Annotated in this window: 16 protein-coding genes and 1 pseudogene; 11 read left to right on the forward strand and 6 right to left on the reverse strand. The window is 59.7% G+C overall.

Annotated elements, in window-relative coordinates:
* Positions 1–110 precede the first annotated feature (110 nt).
* Positions 111–914, reverse strand: a complete 804-nt coding sequence (locus AC07ZE_RS05165) for a SirB1 family protein (protein ID WP_207261939.1) — start codon at positions 912–914, stop codon at positions 111–113.
* Positions 915–1,097: 183 nt separating this feature from the next.
* Here AC07ZE_RS05165 and AC07ZE_RS05170 point away from each other — a divergent pair, with 183 nt between their 5' ends.
* A complete protein-coding gene (locus tag AC07ZE_RS05170) occupies positions 1,098–2,117 on the forward strand; it encodes a Glu/Leu/Phe/Val dehydrogenase family protein (RefSeq protein WP_175389546.1) in 1,020 nt (339 codons plus the stop codon).
* 189 nt (positions 2,118–2,306) lie between these two features.
* Here AC07ZE_RS05170 and AC07ZE_RS05175 read toward each other — a convergent pair.
* A pseudogene (locus AC07ZE_RS05175) lies at positions 2,307–2,546 on the reverse strand (YebG family protein); the annotation flags it as partial.
* A gap of 356 nt (positions 2,547–2,902) precedes the next feature.
* Between AC07ZE_RS05175 and AC07ZE_RS05180 the strand changes: the two are divergent.
* Positions 2,903–3,403 carry a phosphate-starvation-inducible protein PsiE gene (locus AC07ZE_RS05180; protein WP_137806260.1) on the forward strand — a complete coding sequence of 167 codons (501 nt, stop codon included), beginning with the start codon at positions 2,903–2,905 and terminating at the stop codon, positions 3,401–3,403.
* Here AC07ZE_RS05180 and AC07ZE_RS05185 read toward each other — a convergent pair.
* A complete protein-coding gene (locus tag AC07ZE_RS05185) occupies positions 3,400–3,717 on the reverse strand; it encodes a DUF3509 domain-containing protein (RefSeq protein WP_207261943.1) in 318 nt (105 codons plus the stop codon). The genes AC07ZE_RS05180 and AC07ZE_RS05185 overlap by 4 nt on opposite strands.
* A gap of 310 nt (positions 3,718–4,027) precedes the next feature.
* Complete coding sequence (locus tag AC07ZE_RS05190; RefSeq protein ID WP_207261953.1) at positions 4,028–5,404, reverse strand: L-serine ammonia-lyase; 1,377 nt, start codon at positions 5,402–5,404, stop codon at positions 4,028–4,030.
* 135 nt (positions 5,405–5,539) lie between these two features.
* On the opposite strand from AC07ZE_RS05190, the gene AC07ZE_RS05195 reads away from it, so the two are divergent.
* The 8 genes from AC07ZE_RS05195 (at position 5,540) to AC07ZE_RS05230 (ending at position 13,725) form a co-directional block, all read left to right on the forward strand.
* Complete coding sequence (locus AC07ZE_RS05195) at positions 5,540–6,487, forward strand: LysR substrate-binding domain-containing protein (protein WP_207261955.1); 948 nt, start codon at positions 5,540–5,542, stop codon at positions 6,485–6,487.
* Between the two features lie 214 nt (positions 6,488–6,701).
* Entirely contained in the window at positions 6,702–7,112 is a 411-nt protein-coding gene (locus AC07ZE_RS05200; RefSeq protein WP_137806263.1) for an HPF/RaiA family ribosome-associated protein, read from the forward strand.
* Between the two features lie 170 nt (positions 7,113–7,282).
* Positions 7,283–7,585, forward strand: coding sequence for a DUF3649 domain-containing protein (locus tag AC07ZE_RS05205; RefSeq protein ID WP_207261963.1), 303 nt, complete (start codon positions 7,283–7,285; stop codon positions 7,583–7,585).
* Positions 7,582–9,162 (forward strand): PepSY-associated TM helix domain-containing protein, encoded by a 1,581-nt coding sequence (locus AC07ZE_RS05210; RefSeq protein ID WP_207261965.1) that lies wholly within the window; start codon positions 7,582–7,584, stop codon positions 9,160–9,162. Before AC07ZE_RS05205 ends, AC07ZE_RS05210 begins: the two co-directional genes overlap by 4 nt.
* Complete coding sequence (locus AC07ZE_RS05215) at positions 9,163–9,489, forward strand: DUF3325 domain-containing protein (protein ID WP_207261967.1); 327 nt, start codon at positions 9,163–9,165, stop codon at positions 9,487–9,489. It begins immediately after the preceding gene.
* Positions 9,490–9,493: 4 nt separating this feature from the next.
* Positions 9,494–10,081, forward strand: coding sequence for an RNA polymerase sigma factor (locus AC07ZE_RS05220; protein ID WP_207261969.1), 588 nt, complete (start codon positions 9,494–9,496; stop codon positions 10,079–10,081).
* Entirely contained in the window at positions 10,078–11,067 is a 990-nt protein-coding gene (locus AC07ZE_RS05225) for a FecR family protein (protein ID WP_207261971.1), read from the forward strand. Before AC07ZE_RS05220 ends, AC07ZE_RS05225 begins: the two co-directional genes overlap by 4 nt.
* A gap of 216 nt (positions 11,068–11,283) precedes the next feature.
* A complete protein-coding gene (locus tag AC07ZE_RS05230) occupies positions 11,284–13,725 on the forward strand; it encodes a TonB-dependent siderophore receptor (RefSeq protein WP_207261973.1) in 2,442 nt (813 codons plus the stop codon).
* Between the two features lie 118 nt (positions 13,726–13,843).
* On the opposite strand, the gene AC07ZE_RS05235 is transcribed toward AC07ZE_RS05230, so the two are convergent.
* Positions 13,844–14,719: an AraC family transcriptional regulator gene (locus AC07ZE_RS05235; RefSeq protein ID WP_207261975.1), complete on the reverse strand. Its 876-nt coding sequence runs from the start codon at positions 14,717–14,719 to the stop codon at positions 13,844–13,846.
* 138 nt (positions 14,720–14,857) lie between these two features.
* Between AC07ZE_RS05235 and AC07ZE_RS05240 the strand changes: the two genes are divergently transcribed.
* Positions 14,858–15,760 (forward strand): DMT family transporter, encoded by a 903-nt coding sequence (locus AC07ZE_RS05240; RefSeq protein WP_207261977.1) that lies wholly within the window; start codon positions 14,858–14,860, stop codon positions 15,758–15,760.
* 12 nt (positions 15,761–15,772) lie between these two features.
* Here AC07ZE_RS05240 and AC07ZE_RS05245 read toward each other — a convergent pair whose 3' ends face one another.
* On the reverse strand, positions 15,773–16,282 hold the full coding sequence (locus AC07ZE_RS05245) for a DUF2165 family protein (RefSeq protein WP_207261979.1): 510 nt from the start codon (positions 16,280–16,282) through the stop codon (positions 15,773–15,775).
* Positions 16,283–16,424 lie beyond the last annotated feature (142 nt).

A 16,424-nucleotide genomic window follows, 5' to 3' on the forward strand; every position in this document is an offset into this window, starting at 1 on the left:
CACCACCCCCTGTAGGAGCGAACCTGCTCGCGAAGACGGAGGCAAATCCAGCTTCGATGTGACTGGAAAATCGCTTTCGCCAGCAGGCTCGCTCCCACAAGGGGCTGCGATCAGTGGACGATGGAATTGGGCGGCAGATGCCCCAGCCGCTCCGTCAGGCGAATTCGCTGGATCGGGTCGTCGCTGAGCAACAGGGCATGCTCCAGGTCGAAGCGTTCGGCGTTGGGGCAATCCAGCCGTTGGTAGAGGCTGGCCCGGGCCAGGTAGTCGGCGGCGGTGCCGTTGCCCAGTTCCAGCACGCGCTCGGCATCGACCAGGGCACCGATGTAATCGTCATTGGAAAGGTGCAGCTGGCGCAGGTTGCGCGACAGTCGTTGCAGCATCTGCACGGGCTCGGCAGTGACCAGGTGTTCGGCACTGAGCTTCATGTTCGGGCCGTACTGGCGTTGCAGCAATTCCCGGCAATCGTTGGGGTAAAGGCGACGGCCGCCGCACGGATCGAGCAGGTGGTCGGCACCCGGAACGCGCAGTAAAAAATGGCCGGGGAAATTGACGCCGACCAGAGGGATTTCCAGGCCCCTGGCCAATTCCAGCGCAATCAGCCCCAAGGCCAGGGGTTGCCCGCGCCGGCGTTCCAGCACGCGATTGAGCAGCGCCACTTGCGGACGCAGGGGGGTGAAGTCTTCCTGGGCAAACCCCAGATCATTCATGCGCCGCAGCAGGGGTTGCGCCAGTTCGCTCACCGGCAACATCGGCAGACTGCCACTGATACGTTGTTGCAGCGTCTTGAAATCCAACAGCAGCGCTTCGGGATTCACTTCGCTGTCATGTTCGGCGGCAATCCAAAGCGCCGCCTCGAACAGCGCGGGCGGTGAACGTTGCAGACAGGCGAAAAACGATTGGCGCGGGGTCATCAAAATCTCCGGGCAATGCCTCGTTTTAGCCCCGTCTGTGCCATTCGTCCAGTGCAGCTCAAGGGGGCTCAGTGGTTATTTCCGAATGTCTGATTGGGCGCTTCGGTTATTCCGGTGCGCTTCTGCAATTTTTGTGCGCAAGCCTATACTGGCGACTACAAGAAGTGATTCGGGAGCCTTACGATGTTCGCTCTCATGCAAAGCACTCGCCTTGAATCGCTACATCTTAGCGTCGACCCGGCCACCGGGCTGAAGGCGGTCATTGCCATTCATAACAGTCGCCTGGGGCCCGCCCTGGGTGGTTGTCGTTACCTTGCCTACCCCAGCGACGAGTCAGCGGTCGAGGATGCCGTGCGCCTGGCCCAAGGCATGAGCTACAAGGCCGCACTGGCCGGCCTGGCCCAGGGCGGCGGCGTGGCGGTCATCGTTCGTCCCGTTCACGTGGCCGATCGCGCCGCGCTGTTCGAAGCCTTCGGGCGCTGTATCAACCAGCTCGACGGTCGTTACATTACTGCCATCGACAGTGGCACGTCAGTGGCAGACATGGATTGCATCGCCCAGCAAACCCAGCACGTCACCAGCACCACGTCGGCGGGCGACCCGGCCCCTCACGCCGCAATGGGCGTGTTCACCGGCATTCGCGCCACTGCCATGGCGCGGTTAGGCAGCGACAATCTCGAAGGCTTGCGCGTGGCCATTCAAGGCTTGGGCAACGTTGGTTTTGCGCTGGCGGAACAGTTGCATGCCGCAGGTGCCGAACTGCTGGTCAGCGACATCGACCACGGCAAGGTGCAACTGGCCATGGAACAACTCGGCGCTCACCCGATTGCCAACGATGCGCTGCTCAGCACACCGTGCGACATTCTTGCACCCTGTGGACTGGGCGGCGTGCTTAACAGTCACAGCGTGACGCAACTGCGCTGCTCGGCGGTGGCGGGTTCGGCGAACAACCAGCTGACCCATCTGGACGTTGCCGATCAACTGGAACGTCGCGGCATCTTGTATGCGCCCGATTATGTGATCAATGCCGGCGGTCTGATCTATGTGTCACTTAAACACCGGGGAGAAGAGCTGGCGACCATCACCGCGCACCTGTCGAAAATCAGCTCGCGACTGACCGAAGTGTTTGCCCATGCCCAGGCGGAAAAACGTTCGCCGGCGCGGGTGGCGGACGAACTCGCGGAAAAAGTCTTGTATCGATAGAAGATCTTGGGTTTTGAAAATGAAAAAGGCCCTGAGTCATTCGGCTCAGGGCCTGTTCAATTCAGGCGTTGTTTATTTTGCGACTTTGGCGGCCTTGGCGGGCTTGGCCGGGGCAACCGGCTCAACGACCGCCTCTTCGACGGGAGCCGCCACTTCAACCGTTTTCGCAACCTCTACAGGCGCGCTGAGCAACTCGGACAAGGCGTCCGGCTGGCTCTTGAACGCCTTGGCAAACACATCGCGATTTTTCGCCATGTAGATCCCGGCTTCTTCCACTTGCTGTTCGGTCAGGGACGGAACGGCTTTGTGCAACACTTCAGCCAGCAATTCGGCCAGCTCGAGCATTTTGTCATGACGGTCAGCTTCGGCTTTATCCATGAACAAGCGCTCCAGATCTCGGCTGCTGCGGTATACCACTTCGACGGCCATTCACCACCTCACATGCCTTCACATTGGGTTGTCTGATTCGACTACTGTATTTATATACAGCGAAAAGGATAAGCGAATCGCTGGGGTTTGGGTAGTGGCTTTTTAATGTAGACCGGTTTTGGGGTTTGTCATCGGGACCGAGTCGCCCCAATCGCGGGTAAGCCCGGCTCCCACAGATTTTGTGTCGGCCAATAAAGGTGCGACCAAACGCCACGGAGCGCAATCCGCGGCGGCTCGCCATGATGGCGTGGCCCTGTTTCTGCATAAAAAGCTTCTGCATAAAACAGCTTCTGCGTAGAACAAACGTAAAGTCCAACCCGCATTATCCGGTCAAACCGACCTAAGGAAGCATCATCGTGAAAATCAACTGGGCCGAAAACCTGCGCCAGAGCGTGCATGAACTGGCGGAGTCCCTGGGCAACCTGTTCGTCGAGACCTTTCACTACCTGGCGCTGTTCGCCATCGGTGCCGTAACCGCGTGGGCGGCGGTGATGGAGTTTCTGGGGATGATCGAAGAAGGGCACATCAAGATCGATGACATCTTGCTGCTGTTCATCTACCTGGAGCTGGGGGCAATGGTCGGGATTTATTTCAAGACCAATCACATGCCGGTGCGCTTCCTGATTTACGTGGCCATCACCGCGTTGACACGCTTGCTGATTTCCAATGTGTCGCACCACAACCCGCCGGACCTGGGGATCATTTACCTGTGCGGCGGGATTCTGCTGCTGGCGTTTGCGATTCTGGTGGTGCGTTACGCTTCGTCGCAATTTCCATCGGTGAAAATTGAAAACCCGCATCGCAAGATCGGTACGGGTTCCAGTGAGCATCCTGAAGTGGAAAAGGGCGAAATTTAAAGGCCCATGGCAGGTCGGGGTCTACCTTTGGCCATTGGTGGCGGCGGGTTGGGTGTGCCGCCATCGATCATGGCTTCGAGGATCGCCACTGCGCTATGGCCCTGTTCGATGGCGATGCCGAACTGAATGCTTTGCACCAGGCGCTTGAGGCGCTCGGGATCGTTGCGTTGTTCGGCACTGATCATGCGCTTTGCGACGACGTGACCACCGTTGGACAGGGTCAGCATGATGCTGCCGTCCAGGCCCTGAATGCTCAGGTTGATCTGATAGTCCGCTGCAAAGGCATCGGTAATGAGCTGAAAGGGGTTGTCCATGATGCGTCACCGCCTGATTGAACGTGCAGTTGTTGACCGGTCGAGATCGGGATTAGTTCGCAACACCAGACCATCGGCCATTCCATAGCCATTTCGTCATCAATGCTTGCAACAGGGACGTAGCAAGGGGCATGCCGGATGGATTGTCGGACAATAAATGGGAGGCTGGCCCCCCTCGTTGTGGGAGCGGGCTTGCTCGCGAAGGCGGTTTGTCAGCTGCATTTATGTCGACTGACACGGCCCTTTCGCGAGCAAGCCCGCTCCCACATGGTCCGTTTCAGGGCAGAAAAGTGTTCAATGCCATGCGTTATCAGCATTCCACCCAGTTCACCGCCAGACCACCCCGTGACGTTTCCTTGTATTTGTCGTGCATATCAGCGCCGGTATCACGCATGGTGCGTATCACCCGGTCCAGGGAAATGAAGTGTTTGCCGTCGCCGCGCAGGGCCATTTGCGTGGCGTTGATTGCCTTCACCGCAGCAATTGCGTTGCGCTCGATGCAGGGCACTTGCACCAGACCGCCCACCGGGTCGCAGGTCAGGCCGAGGTTGTGTTCCAGGCCGATTTCGGCGGCGTTTTCCAGTTGCTCCGGGGTGGCACCCAGCACTTCCGCCAGACCGGCGGCAGCCATGGCGCAGGCCGAACCGACTTCGCCCTGGCAGCCGACTTCGGCGCCGGAGATCGAGGCGTTTTTCTTGCAAAGGATGCCGACGGCCGCCGCGCCCAGAAAGAACGCCACCACGTCGTCGTCCGACGCATCCGGATTGAATTTCATGTAGTAGTGCAGCACCGCAGGAATGATCCCCGCCGCGCCATTGGTCGGGGCCGTGACCATGCGCCCGCCGGCGGCGTTTTCTTCGTTTACCGCGAGGGCAAACAGGTTGACCCATTCCATTGCCGAGAGGGTTGAGGTGATGACGTTCGGCTTGCCGATTTCCAGCAGGCTACGGTGCAATTTCGCGGCGCGACGCGGAACATTCAGGCCGCCGGGCAGGATGCCTTCGTGTTGCAATCCTTGCTCGACGCACTCGCGCATCACCGACCAGATGTGCAGCAGACCCGCACGGATTTGCTCGTCACTGCGCCAGGCCCGTTCGTTGGCCATCATCAACTCGGAAATCCGCAGGCCGTGCTGGTTGCACAACTGAAGCAATTCGACGGCGCTGGAAAAGTCGTACGGCAACACCACATCGCTGGCGGGGGCTAGGCCTGATTCGGCTTCGGCCGCTTCAATGATAAAACCGCCGCCGATCGAGTAGTAGGTTTGCTCGAACAACTCACCGGTTTCGCCGAAGGCTGTCAGGGACATGGCGTTGGGGTGGTAGGGCAGGCTGTCGTCGAGCAGCAGGAGATCGCGCGACCAGTCAAAGGCGATGGTCACCTGGCCAGCCAGGGACAGTTCGGCAGTTTCTCGCAGGGTGTGGATTCGGCTGTCGATGGTGGTGGGGTCGATACGGTCCGGCCATTCCCCCATCAAACCCATGACGCAAGCGCGGTCGGTAGCGTGACCCACACCGGTCGCCGACAGGGAGCCGTAAAGTCGGATTTCCACTCGCCGCACGTCAGGCAACAAACCCTGATCGACCAGCGCCTGGGCGAAGGTCGCCGCAGCGCGCATCGGACCGACGGTATGGGAGCTGGACGGACCGATGCCGACTTTAAAGAGATCAAAAACACTGATAGCCATGCTAAAGCCTATACCTGCAATGGAAGATGAATCGCTGCCATTTTTGTAGGACAAGCGCACTTTCAGCGATACTGCCAACCTCGGTCCTACGTGACCAACGAAACTTCCTAAGACAGCCTTTAGCAGGACTAAACGATGAGCCGTCAATTGCATGCCCAGACTTATGTGTGGCTGCAGGTGTTTTCCTGCGCCGCACGGCACTTGTCGTTCACCCGTTGTGCCGAAGAACTGCACATCACGCCGGGGGCAGTCAGCCAGCAGATCCGACAACTGGAGGAGCGCCTGGGCTTTCGCCTGTTTCATCGGCGTGCCCGGGGCGTGGAGCTGAGTGCCGAAGGCCAGCGGCTGGCCATCACTGTCAACGAGGCCTACGGCAGCATCGATGCGGAATTGCGACGACTGGACGCGGGCATGATCAGTGGCACCCTGCGGGTGCGCTCGATCCCGTCGTTCCTGAGCAAATGGCTGACCCCGCGCCTACCGCGTCTGCAGCAGCGTTTTCCGGATATTCAACTGCGTTTGGTGGCCGAGGACAGCAGTGTGCCGTTGCATGAGGGCGACTTCGATCTGGCCATCGACCTCAACGACGGCAGCTACCCCGGACTGTTATCCACAGCGTTGCTCGATGAACAGATTTTTCCGGTCTGTGCACCGAGCCTGTTGCGCGGTCGTCCACCGCTGCACGGTCCCGCAGACCTGATGCATTTCCCGTTGCTGCACGACATCACCGCCTGGCGCGGCAGCTATGAATACGCGGAATGGGAGTTCTACCTCAACGCCATCGGCTTCGAAGGCGCGGATGTGCGGCGCGGGCATACCTTCAATCGTAATCACCTGACCATCGAAGCGGCGATTGCCGGAATGGGCGTGGCGATTGCCCGGCGAACCTTGTTGAACGACGAACTGGAGCGCGGGGCGTTGATCGTGCCATTTGGCTTGGCGGTGCCCAATCACAAGCGCTACATGGTGCTCTATGCGCCAGGCGCGCTGAGCCATCCGGGCGTGCGTGCGGTGCATGATTGGCTGGTGGAGGAAGCGGGGGTATTTCGCAGTCTGCACCCGCTGGGAGAGCAGCAGATGTGAGAATTTGTGACAAGGAAGCGGGGCGACCCAACTCCCGACAGTAGCAGCGCTTTTACCGGTTGTCCGGCTTTTTTTGCGATTACACATTTATCTTTTTTCAGGGGTTGAATTGTTCAGCGTACAGACCGATTGTGTAACCAAGAGGTCACGGTGATGACGCCCAAGGGCTTAGCTGACCGGCCTCTCGCGAGCTAGCTGAAATAAGGGATGAACTATGCAAATCCAAGTCAATAGCGATAACCATATTCAAAGCAGTAAACGACTGGAGGAGTGGGTACGAACCACCATTGAGAGCACGCTCGAACGTTATGAGGAGGACTTGACCCGAGTCGAGGTTCACCTGCGGGACGAGAACGGCGACAAGCCCGGTCCCCACGATTTGCGCTGTCAGCTGGAAGCGCGGCCAAAAGGCCACCAACCGATTTCTGTCACCCATAAAGCCGCCAACCTGGAACTGGCGATCGACGGAGCCGCCGAGAAACTCGAACACGCCCTTGAACACCTGTTCGGCAAACTGCGCGGCAAACCACGCGCTGCCGTGGTGCCCTTCGAGCGCAGGCCTCACGCCGACAAGCTGCTGGAAGAAGAGTTTCTTGAAAACGAACAGGCTGCGCAAAACGCTTGAAGCCTGATTGACCCTCCCCATGAAAACGGGCCTGCAATGCAGGCCCGTTTGTTTTTGTGGACCAGAGCTGATCGCAAAAGTCGGCTTTGCGTATGAGAATATTTATCATTAATATTGCGCCTTGTTGGCCCGTGATGTTCACGTAGCCTCACCCGGTTTCAAGGTCGCGCATGAAAGCCAAACCCACGCTCCCCGTTTCCTATCGACTGGCGGTCACTTCGCGGGTGCTTGCGGCCGTGCTTGGCGGCTACCTCATCACATCACTGGCTAGCGTCTGTCTGACACTGTGGGTGCCCATGGCCCGCGCCGAAGCGGTGGTGACCGGGATGATGAGCTCTTTCGTGGTCTACCTGTTGGCGGTGATCTGGTGCTTTGCCTGTCGCACGGCGTGGCGAGCATGGTTCGGATTGATCGTGCCCTGTCTGCTCCTGGTGGCGGTATCGGGTTGGGCGTACTGGATGGGGCGCTCATGAAAGAAGGATTTCGCCAGGCCATGGCCTGGTTGCACACCTGGGCCGGATTGACCTTCGGCTGGTTGCTTTTTGCGATTTTCCTGACCGGAACACTTGCCTATTTCAAGGACGAGACCAGTCACTGGATGCAACCGGAAATTCGAGCGCGCGCGGTGTCCTCCGAGGACAGTCTGACCCTGGCCCAGCGCTATCTTGAACAGCACGCCCCGAACGCCTCGCGCTGGATCATCGATTTGCCCGATGCTCGCGAACCCGGCCTGTCGGTGCGCTGGCAGCAGACGCCGGCCAAGGCCGGTGAGCGCGGCCAGCTCACGGAAAAGCTGCTAGACCCGCAATCCGGCAACGAAGTGCAGGGCCGCGACACCCGGGGCGGCGAGTTCTTTTACCGCTTCCACTTCCAGTTGCAAATGCCTTATCCGTGGGGCCGCTGGCTGTCGACCATCGCGGCCATGGTGATGTTCGTCGCGCTGATCAGCGGAATCATTACCCACAAGAAAATCTTCAAGGACTTCTTCACCTTTCGCCCGCGCAAGGGCCAGCGTTCCTGGCTCGACGGGCACAACGCGGTGGGTGTGCTGGTGTTGCCGTTTCACCTGATGATCACTTACAGCAGTCTGGTGATTTTCATGGCCCTGGTGATGCCGGCGAGCATCCTGGCCTCGTACAAAGGTGATGTGCAGGCGTTTTACAGTGAGGTGTTTCCCGCGTCGAATAACGCGAACGCCGCCGGTGAGCCCGCGCCCTTGCTGCCGTTGGCGCCGATGCTGGAAAAGGCCCGCGAACAGTGGTCGGGCGGGCGGGTCGGGCGCCTGACCGTGAACAATCCGGGCGATGCCAATGCTTCGGTGGTGCTGGCGCGCGATGGGGCCGACCGTGTGGTTCACGACGTTGGCAGCGCCGTGACCTTCAATGGCGTAACCGGGCAACTGCTCGCCGCGACACCGGCGCAACCATTGCCGATGGCCATCGCCGGCAGTTTCTATGGCTTGCACATGGGACATTTCGCCGGACCGGTATTGCGCTGGTTGTACTTTATCTGCGGGTTGGCGAGCACGGCAATGATCGGCACCGGGCTGGTGATCTGGCTCGGCAAACGTCAACTCAAGCATGCCAAAAGTGGTGTGATGCCCTTCGAGTTGCGGCTGGTGGAAGTGCTGAACATCGCCAGCATGTCGGGACTCGTTGTCGCGGTGGGGGCGTTCTTCTGGGCCAACCGCTTGATACCGGTCGACATGGCCGGGCGGGCGGATTGGGAGGTCAACGCCTTCTTTATCGTCTGGGCCATGAGCCTGTTGCACGCCATCCTCCGCCGAGGGCGCGCGGCGTGGGTGGAACAATTGGCGCTGGGGGCGTTGCTGCTCGGTGCGGTGCCGTTGCTCAACCTGATGACCACGCCGTATCACCTCGGCGTCACGCTGGTGCAGGGCGATTGGGCCATGGCCGGTTTCGATCTGGCGTGCCTGGGCAGCGGTCTGTTCCTTGGGTGGGCAGCGTGGAAAATGCAGCGCACCGGGCAGGTGTCAGCGACGGATCAGAATCAGGCGCAACCGATCGCCCTTGAGCAGGAGGCCAACTGAATGTTACTGGCCTGCTTGCTCTGTTACAGCGGTTTTACCGTGCTGTGTTTGGCCATGGACCGTCACCATGCCGAGTTGCTGGGGCGCAAATCGTCGCTTCCCGTGCGGCGACGGATGAAGTGGGCGGGAGGGTTGTTGCTGGCCGTGTCGTTGTGGGCAGCGGTGTCGACGACCGGTTGGGCGCTGGGTCTGGTGGAGTGGTTCGCGGTGCTGATGCTCAGTGCCTTGCTGTTGGTGATGCTGATGCCGTATCGCCCGCGCCTGGCCTTGTCCCTGGCCGGGTTGAGTCTGCTGGCCAGCCCGATTGCTGCCTTTGCGCCTTATTGAATCCATGATCAGTCGTCCTCCCGAGCCCTTTAAAAGAGAGCCCTCTGAAAAAGGTCGCGATGAGCCGCGCGGTGATCGTGCGCATTTTCTTCAGGTGTTTCTCTCGCAACGTTCGCAAATGGAAGCACTGGTGAGCCGCCGCGTCGGTTGCCGGGCGACCGCCGCGGACCTGGTGCAGGACTTGTTCCTGCGTTTCTGGCGCCGGCCGCTGGTACAGGTCGAGGAACTCAGTACCTACCTGCTGCGCTGCGCCGGCAACATTGCCATCGACCATTTGCGCAGCGAAGGCACGCGAGCCCGGGCCAGCGAAGGCTTGATGGCAGAACCGTCGGACAGTGTGGGCAGCGAGCCGCAAGCGGCGCTGGAAGCGGGCAACGATTTGCGGCATGTCGAAGCAGCGTTGCGCGCGTTGCCTGAGCGTACACGGCAGATTTTTTTGCTTAACCGCATCCATGGCCGCAAGTATGCCGAAATCGCCAAGGCCATGGGCCTGTCCCAAAGTGCCGTGGAAAAACATATGATGCGCGCGCTCGAGGCCTGCAAGGCCAGCCTGCGGGAGCCGGAACCGCCTACGCCAGGGAAAGCACCGTGAACAACTTTCAAAGCGTCACCCCGACGCCCGCTCAGGAGCAGGCCGCACTGACCTGGCTGAGCCTGTTGCATGACCAGCCGAGCAGTGGTGATCAAGCCACCTTCAGCCAGTGGTTGAAGGATGACCCGGCTCATGCCGAGGCCTACGCCCGTGCGCAAGTGCTGTGGGAGTTGAGCGAAGTGCCGGCGCGTACCCTGGCCGATGAAGATGCATTGGCGTTGCAGCGTTACCTCAACGCCATGAATCACTCGCGCCGCCACAGCGTTCGGCGCTGGTCCGGTGCCCTGGCGATGGCCGCTTGTTTGTTGTTGATGGTCAGCCTGGGTACCGGTTGGCAACCGACGCGCTGGCTCGATGACCTGGGCGCCGATTATGTCTCGGCGCCGGGGGAAATCCGCACCGTCATCCTGGCCGATCAATCACAAGTCACCCTTGACGCAGACAGTGCCATCGCCGTGGATTTCAGTGGCGGCGAACGGCATGTGCAGGTGCGTCGCGGTGCCGGTTTCTTCAGCGTGACCCACACCGGTGAGCCGTTTGTGGTCGACGCCGAGAAAGGTCAGGCGCGGGTACTCGGCACGCAGTTCGAGGTGCGCCTGCAACCCCAGGGTGCTCAGGTCACGGTGTTGTCCGGTCGCGTCGCCGTGACGGCGGATAAAGACGCCGCGCAACAAATCCTCACTGCCGGCCAGCAAGTGGCTTATGGCGAAGGGGCCGCGCAACCGTTGCACGCGGTGAACAGTGAAGCGCAGTTGGCGTGGCGCCAGGGTTGGCTCAACTTCTACAAGGCGCCGTTGGCCGAGGTGGTGCAGGACCTGGGGCGGTATTACCCGGGGCGGATTGTGTTGCTCAACGATGAACTGGCCAAGCGCCGGGTCAGTGGCAGCTTTCCGAGCAAAAAACCGCAGGCGGTGTTGAGTTCGCTGCAGGGGGTGTTGGGGTTTGAGCAGCATCAGGTTTTGGGGCATCTGATTATTTTGCGTTGAAGCGACTGGCCCTTCGCGAGCAAGCCCGCTCCCACATTTTGGAATGCATTCCCCTGCGGGAGCGGGCGTGCTCGCGAAGAGGCCGGATCAGGCACCACATCTGCTTGAGCAAAAATATTTTCAACTGTCTGCTGAGGTAAAACCGAACGCCATCCGTGTAGTGACTGAAACTGCGAGTCATTCGCATCCGCTGCGGTTCTACACAGGTCATGAGTCATGAAGTCCAGGGCAAAATCGGGTTCGGTCAAACGATGGTTGAGTGTTTCTGCTTTGAATGTTTCGGCGTTGAGCTTTTCGGCTCTGGCGTTGCTGCCGCTGAGCGTGGCGATGGCCGCGGATACCAGCGCCCAACAACACGCGCAGTTCAGCTTTTCGATGGCCGCCAAACCGCTGCCCCAGGCGTTGAGCGATTTCAGCCGGGTGACGGGCATCAGCGTCGTCTACACCGATGAGGCGCCTTACGGTCTCAACGCGCCGGCCGTAAACGGACAGATGAGCGCCGAACAGGCGCTGCAGCGATTGCTCAGCGGTTCGGGCTTCACCTACCGACGTACCGATAGCCACACCCTGGCTCTGGAACCGCTACCCACCGAAGGTGCCTTGAACCTCGGCGCGACCACCATTACCTCGGTGGTGGATCAATCCACGAGTTACCAGCCACCGCCCACCAGTTCGGTGATGCGCACCTCGGCACCGCTTCAGGAAATTCCGCAGACCGTCAACGTGGTCGCGGCCCAGGTCATTCGCGACCAGGCGCCACGCAATCTGGATGACGCGTTGGCCAACGTCAGCGGCATCACCCAAGGCAACACGCTGGGCAGCACCCAGGATTCGGTGATGACCCGCGGCTTTGGCGACAACCGTAACGGTTCGATCATGCGCGACGGTATGCCGATCGTGCAGGGCCGTGGCATGAACGCGACGGTGGATCGGGTCGAAGTGCTCAAGGGGCCGGCCTCGCTGCTCTACGGGATTCAGGACCCTGGCGGCGTGGTGAACATGGTCAGCAAAAAGCCCGAGCTTGAGCAGTACAACGCCTTGACCCTGCGCGGCTCGACCTATGGCGAAGGCAAGAACGGCAGCGGCGGCACTTTCGACAGCACCGGTGCGTTGGGCACATCAGGGCTGGCCTATCGCATGGTGCTGGATCACGAAGACGAAGATTACTGGCGCAACTACGGCGTGCATCGCGAGACGTTGGTTGCACCTTCGCTGGCCTGGTTCGGCGAGAGCACCCAGCTGTTATTCGCCTACGAACATCGTGAGTTCCTGACCCCGTTCGACCGTGGCACGGTGATCGATCCGCGTGACAATCACCCGCTGGACATCTCCCGTGATCGGCGGCTCGACGAACCCTTCAACAACATGGAAGGGCGTTCGGACCTCTATCACTTCGAAGCCGATCACGAACTCAACGACAACTGGAAAGCCCACTTCGGCTACAGCTGGAACCGCGAAACCTACGACGCCAGCCAGGTGCGCGTGACTGCCATCGACACCAAGAAGGGCACGCTGACCCGCAGCATGGACGGCACGCAAAATGCGATCAGTACCGACCGGTTTACCACGGCAAGTGTCGAGGGCAACGTCGACGTCCTGGGCATGCGTCATGACCTGGTATTCGGCATCGATGACGAGTACCGCAAGATCTACCGCGAAGACCTGATCCGCCAGAAGAGCCTGACTACTTTCAGCTACCTCAATCCGGTGTATGGCCGTGAAGTCGAAGGCACCACCGTCAGCCCGGCCGACAGTGCCCAGACCGATTTGCTGCGCAGCAATTCAGCGTTTTTGCAGGACTCGATCCACCTCACAGACCAATGGATTCTGGTGGCCGGTGGTCGTTTCCAGGAGTACGACCAGTACGCCGGCAAAGGCGTGCCGTTCCATGCCAACACCGACAGCAACGGCCAGAAGTGGGTGCCGCGCGCCGGTCTGGTATATCGCTATACCGACGCATTGTCGTTCTACGGCAGCTACACCGAATCGTTCAAACCCAACTCGACCATCGCGCCCTTGAGTGGCAGCACCGTCGTGCTCGACGGCAGTGTCGCGCCGGAAGAAGCCAAGTCCTGGGAGATCGGCGCCAAGCTTGATCTGCCGGGACGCGTGACAGGCAACATCGCATTGTTCGACATCACGAAGCGCAATGTGCTGATCGCCAACTCCGAAGGCCCGGTGACGATTTACAGCGCTGCCGGTGAAGTGCGCTCCCGCGGTCTGGAAGTGGATTTGAGCGGCCAACTCAGCGACCGCTGGAGCATGATCGGCAGCTACGCCTACACCGACGCCGAAGTGACCGAGGACCCGGATTACAAAGGCAAAAAACTGCAAAACGTGGCGAAGAACAGCGGCTCGCTGTCGGCGGTGTATGACTTCGGCAGGATCCTTGGCGGTGATCAGCTGCGGGTCGGCGCGGGAGCGCGTTACGTCGGGGAGCGGGCGGGTAATGCCGTGAACGATTTCGAGCTGCCCAGTTACACCGTCGCTGATGCGTTCGCCACCTACGACACTCAACTCGACGGGCAGAAGGTCAAGTTTCAGCTCAACGTGAAAAACCTGTTCGACCGCACTTACTACACCTCGGCGGCGAGTCGGTTCTTTGTGTCGATGGGGGATTCGCGGCAGGTGATCTTGTCGAGCACGTTGGAGTTCTGATCGGAATCCGCGTCATCGTTCTTCGCGAGCAGGCTCGCTCCCACAGTTGGATCGCGTAAACCTGTGGGAGCGAGCCTGCTCGATTAAAGCGGCCTTAAAGGCGTCGAAAACCTTCAGGCTACCGCAAAAAAGCCTGCCGATACTCCCCCGGCGTCCCGCCCACGCTTTGCCGAAACCGATTGGTAAAGTGACTGGCACTGGCAAACCCGCAAGCCAGCGCAATGTCCCCCAATGGCTGCGATGTCGAACGCAGCAACTCCCGCGCCCGATTCAACCGACGCGCCAGTACGTACTGATGCGGCGGCACGCCGAAGCTCTCGCGGAACATCCGCGCGAAGTGATATTGCGACAGCGCACACAACGCCGCCAGTTGTCCCAGGCTGATGGCTTCGGCCAGGTGGCCGTCGACGTACTCCACCAACAACCGTCGTTGATGCGCCGCCAGACCTCCCTTGAGACGCAAGTTCGGGCGCACACTGACCTGGTTGAGCAGGGCATGACTGAGCATTTCGTGGGCCAGGCTGCTGGTGAGCAGGCGTTCACCCGGTTCGTCCCAGTTGAGGGCGATCAACTGTCGAAAGCGCAGCGCCTGCTGCGGATCATCCAGAAAGGTTTGTTCGCGCAACTGCAATTGGCGAGGTTCGCGATCGAGCAGCGTGACGCAGCCCAGGGCAAATTGTTCGGGGCTGAAATACAGGTGTGCCAGGCGAATATCACCGTTGATCACCCAGCCGGACTGATGATCGGCCGGCAGGATGCACAACTTGTCCGGGCCACCCTTGGTGCCGGGCTGGTCGCGACGGAAGGTGCCGGTGCCACCGGCGATGTAGCATGACAGCGTGTGGTGGCTCGGCGCTTCATAGTCCTGGGCATCGTGATGGTTATTCCACAAGGCTGCGGACAGGCCGTCACCGAGCTCGGCGCTGTGCTCGAGGCGAGCATTGGGCGAGCGGTTGAGGGCTTGAAAGACTTGCAGGGTTTCCAGTGCGGACATGATCAGTTCTCTCCAACGCCTTGCATCCTACTCCGTAGACATTCGCCTGCCAGCCCGCCACACGACAAAAGCGCAAGTTTATGCAAGTGCGCCAAGGCGCGGCGCAGGACACTGGGCCCCTATCGAGGAGCCTTTGCCATGAACCTGTCTTTGTACCTGTTGACCGTGCTGATCTGGGGCACCACCTGGATTGCCCTGAAATGGCAACTGGGTGTGGTGGCGATTCCCGTGTCGATCGTCTATCGCTTCGGCCTTGCGGCGCTGGTGCTGTTCGCCATGTTGCTGCTCAGCCGAAAGCTGCAAGTGATGAACCGACGAGGGCATCTGATCTGCCTGGCGCAGGGCTTGTGCCTGTTTTGCGTCAACTTCATGTGCTTCCTGACCGCCAGCCAGTGGATTCCCAGCGGTCTGGTCGCCGTGGTGTTTTCCACCGCCACGCTGTGGAATGCGTTGAATGCGCGAGTATTCTTCGGTCAGAAAATCGCCCGCAATGTGTTGATGGGTGGCGCGCTGGGCTTACTCGGTCTTGGCCTTTTGTTCTGGCCGGAACTGGTCGGCCACACCACCAGCCCGCAAACCTTGCTCGGCCTGGGCCTGGCCCTGTGCGGCACCTTGTGCTTCTCGGCGGGCAACATGCTCTCGAGCCTGCAACAGAAGGCCGGACTCAAGCCGTTGACGACCAACGCCTGGGGGATGGCCTACGGTGCGGCAATGCTGTCGGTATGGTGCCTGGTCAAAGGCATACCGTTCGACATGGAATGGAATACCCGCTACATCGGTTCGCTGCTGTACCTGGTGATTCCAGGCTCGGTGATCGGCTTCACCGCTTACCTGACGCTGGTCGGCCGCATGGGGCCGGAACGTGCCGCCTATTGCACCGTGCTGTTCCCGGTGGTGGCGCTGAATGTCTCGGCGTTTGCCGAAGGTTACCAGTGGACCGCACCGGCGCTGGTGGGGTTGGTGATGGTTATGTTGGGTAACGTGTTGGTATTCCGCAAACCCCGGCCAAATGTGAATCCCGTGGCGAGCAAGTTGGCATGAGGAATAAATTATTCAATTATCCTTCGCCACCAGTAGATATATCAGGCCGAGGAACATGTATTCAATGTTGGATCTTGCCCACTCAAAGGCATTGCGTTGAGCGGAGTACTCCATGTCAAACCACTCGTTAAGTATGATTATGTATAACGTCTGGTAAACGAAAAGTGCGGTGCTGAAACCAATGATGGCGAACTTTTTGGCTTCGTGGAATTCACGGCGTGGTGCAGAGAGTTTTCTATACAGTTGATAAGTTCCGACCAGGAAGCTGAAAGTAAATATGGTCTCGAGCGTAATGATCGCCCAGTAAAAACGGTGATGGAAGATCGTGGAAGTGACGGCTCGGTAACGTCGGGAGTCATTGCCAACTGTTTCGCTCATGCTCAGGATTCGCCCAATGTAGTCGGAGTACGCTGCGTAATCGGTGAAGTTGTTGGCGAGTGTCATGAGCCCGAACAGTGCCGCCATCATGACAATCAATACTTTGCTCCGCCTGATGACGCCGGCGGTGGTGAAGTTATTCATGCAGATACTCTCCGAATGCACGATCGGTGCTTTTGTTTGTCGGAGTTTATAGACGTTTTTTGTAAGTCAGCCGAAGACTGAGTTGCAAGTTATGTCATTGTTGATGTTTAAAAGAAGTTGTTGGGAGACTTGATATTTGGGG

The sequence above is a fragment of the Pseudomonas sp. GW101-3H06 genome (assembly GCF_059424605.1).